The sequence below is a fragment of the Arthrobacter sp. Y3223164 genome, assembly GCF_059091005.1.
On the sequence record NZ_JBNHGF010000356.1, the window covers coordinates 1 to 2,819 of the forward strand.

General features: G+C 65.4%; 2 protein-coding genes and 1 pseudogene. All 3 read left to right on the forward strand.

Translation table 11 applies throughout. The features are described 5' to 3' along the window. Positions 1–196: 196 nt before the first annotated feature. Positions 197–898: a cell division ATP-binding protein FtsE gene (gene ftsE, locus AC5RUJ_RS13955; RefSeq protein WP_493979073.1), complete on the forward strand. Its 702-nt coding sequence runs from the start codon at positions 197–199 to the stop codon at positions 896–898. Then, entirely contained in the window at positions 895–1,809 is a 915-nt protein-coding gene (ftsX, locus tag AC5RUJ_RS13960) for a permease-like cell division protein FtsX (RefSeq protein ID WP_493979072.1), read from the forward strand. The genes ftsE and ftsX overlap by 4 nt, the downstream gene beginning before the upstream one ends. Positions 1,810–1,909: 100 nt before the next feature. After that, positions 1,910–2,819, forward strand: a pseudogene (locus AC5RUJ_RS13965) (peptidase M23); the annotation flags it as partial.

Below are 2,819 nucleotides of genomic sequence, written 5' to 3' on the forward strand. Positions count from 1 at the left end.
GGCGGTGGCCAATGCGGTGCGCGACGCCATGGCCGGCCGGGCGGCGGGATGGGCCGCGGGCCAGGGGCCGGTCGGGTGAAACGACACACCGAACAAGCTGCAGGATAAACTCAAGACTGCGTGCCTATAGTCGAGAGGCTGAGGTTTCTTCCCCCAAGCACAAGCCCTCGTCCTCGGCCTGAGGCACAAAGTAGTCATGATTCGATTCGATAACGTCACGAAGATCTACGACCAGAACTCTCGTCCGGCCTTGGACAAGATCAGTCTGGAGATCGACCGCGGCGACTTCGCGTTCCTGGTCGGCTCGTCCGGGTCCGGGAAATCCACGTTCATCCGCCTGGTATTGAAAGAAGACCGCGCCACCCGCGGCTCGGTCTACGTCGCCGGCCAGAACGTGGCCAACATTCCCAGCTGGCGCGTGCCCAAACTGCGCCGCGGCATCGGCGTGGTGTTCCAGGATTTCCGGCTGCTGCCCAACAAGACAGTCTTCGCCAACGTGGCGTTCGCCATGCAGGTGATCGGGCGCAGCCGGGCGGTGATCCGCGAGACGGTGCCCGAAGTGCTCAAGACCGTGGGCCTGGAGGGCAAAGACCACCGCATGCCGCACGAGCTCTCCGGTGGCGAGCAGCAGCGCGTCGCCATCGCCCGCGCCGTCGTGAACAAGCCCGGGATCCTGCTGGCCGACGAACCCACCGGCAACCTGGATCCGACCACCTCGCTGGGGATCATGAAGGTGCTGGACCGGATCAACCAGAACGGCACCACCGTGGTGATGGCCACGCACGACAACGTGATCGTGAACGAAATGCGCAAGCGCGTAATCGAGCTGCGCGACGGCGTGCTGGTGCGCGACCAGTCCGAAGGCATCTACCTGGGCGAACCGGAGGAGGCCAAATGAGGCTGGCTTTTATCCTCGGCGAAATCGGTTCCGGCCTGCGCCGCAACCTGTCCATGGTGGTCTCCGTGGTGCTGGTGACTTTCATTTCGCTCAGCTTCGTGGGCGCGGCCGGCATGCTGCAGATGCAGATCAACCAGATGAAGGGCTACTGGTACGACAAGGTCCAGGTGGCCATCTTCCTGTGCGTCGACACTTCGACGACGGCCAGCTGCGCGGCCGGCCCCGTGACCGACGAGCAGCGTGCGGAAATCGAGGCCACGCTGACCAGTCCGGCCGTGGAACAGTACGTGGACACCTACCTGTACGAGTCGCAGGACGATGCCCTGGGCCACTTCCGCGACCAGTTCGCGAACTCGCCGATCGTGGACTCGGTGACGGCCGACCAGCTGCCGGAGTCCTTCCGCGTCTCGCTGGTCGATCCGCAGAAGTACGAGGTCATCAACGAGATCTTCTCCTCGCTGCCCGGCGTCGAAGTAGTCGTGGACCAGCGCGAGATCCTGGAAAAGGTCTTCAGCGTCATGAACATCGCCTCGCTCGTGGCGGTGGGCATCGCCGTCGTCATGATTGTCTGCGCCATCCTGCTGATCGCCACCACCATCAGGCTTTCCGCCTTCAGCCGGCGCCGGGAAACCGGCATCATGCGCCTGGTCGGTGCCTCCAAGGCCGTGATCCAGCTGCCGTTCGTGCTGGAAGGGGTGATCGCCGCCGTGCTCGGGGCGCTGCTGGCCTCGGTCACGCTGTGGGCCGTGGCGCACTTCTTCATCGGCGGCTGGCTGGCCAGCCAATACCCCGACACGGCCTTCATTTCCTCCAGCACCATGCTGGTGATAGGTCCCGCGCTGGTGCTGCTGGGCGCCGTCCTGGCCGGAATATCGTCCCTTTTGACCCTGCGCCGCTACCTTAAGGTCTAGACTCATGAAACGTGCACAGAACTTGACATTGGGGAGCCAGGCTGTGAGCCGTACTAAACCGCGGAAGAAATGCCTTCCGCAAGGGATTTTGAGTGCCGCCATGGCCGCCCTGCTCGCGTTCTCGCTGGGCTCCGCCGGCCCCGCCCAGGCAGACGACCTCGACGACCGCAAGGCCGCCCTCGACCAGGAAATCCAGCAGATCGAATCGTCGCTGGAGTTCCTCAACGCCGACATCGTCGAGGCGGTCAAGGAGCTGAAGCAGCACCAGAGCCGGCTGCCGGCGGCGCAGCAAAAGCTCTCCGAGGCCGAGGGCCGGGTGGACGCCGCCGCCAACAAGGTGGCCGCACTGGCGCAGCGCGTGGACCTGGCGCTGCAGACCAAGGACAAGATCAACCAGCAACTGGCCAGCGATGCCGAGGAGCTGGAGGAAACCAAGAAGGTCATCGGCCAGATTGCCACCCAGGCCTACAAGCAGGGCGGGGTGCCGTCCAACCTGTCGCTGTTCTTCGGTTCCGACGGCGACGCCAACCTAGCCAGCACCATCGACCTGGCCGACCAGGCGCTGCGCAGCCAAAACGCGGCACTGGACAAGCTGGCCCAGCAGAACGCCACGAATGTGAACTCCCGGGCGCGGCTGGAGGCCGTGGAGGAGGAAATCCGGGACCTGAAGGCGCAGGCCGAGGAGGCACTGGCGGCCGAACAGGTCGCCCGCGACGAGGCGGCCGCCGAAAAGCAGAAGGTCGACCAGCTGATCGCCGAGACCTCGGCGCTGTCGGACAGCCTGCAGGCCAAGAAGCCGCAGATCGAGCAGGAGCTGGCCAAGACCGAGCAGGCCCAGAACCAGGTGCTCTCGCAGATCAAGGAACGGCAGGAACGGCTCCGCCGCGAGGCGGCGGAGAAGGCCCGGCGCGAGGCCGAGGAGCGGCGCAAGGCCCAGGAAGCCTGGGAGCGGGAACAGGCCCGGATCAAGGCGGCACAGCAGGCGGCGCGCAACAGCGGCCAGCCGGTGC

Excerpts from the sequence above, each read along its gene's own strand:
- ftsE (WP_493979073.1), top strand. The coding sequence starts at position 197 with ATGATTCGATTCGATAACGTCACGAAGATCTACGACCAGAACTCTCGT.
- ftsX (WP_493979072.1), top strand. The coding sequence starts at position 895 with ATGAGGCTGGCTTTTATCCTCGGCGAAATCGGTTCCGGCCTGCGCCGC.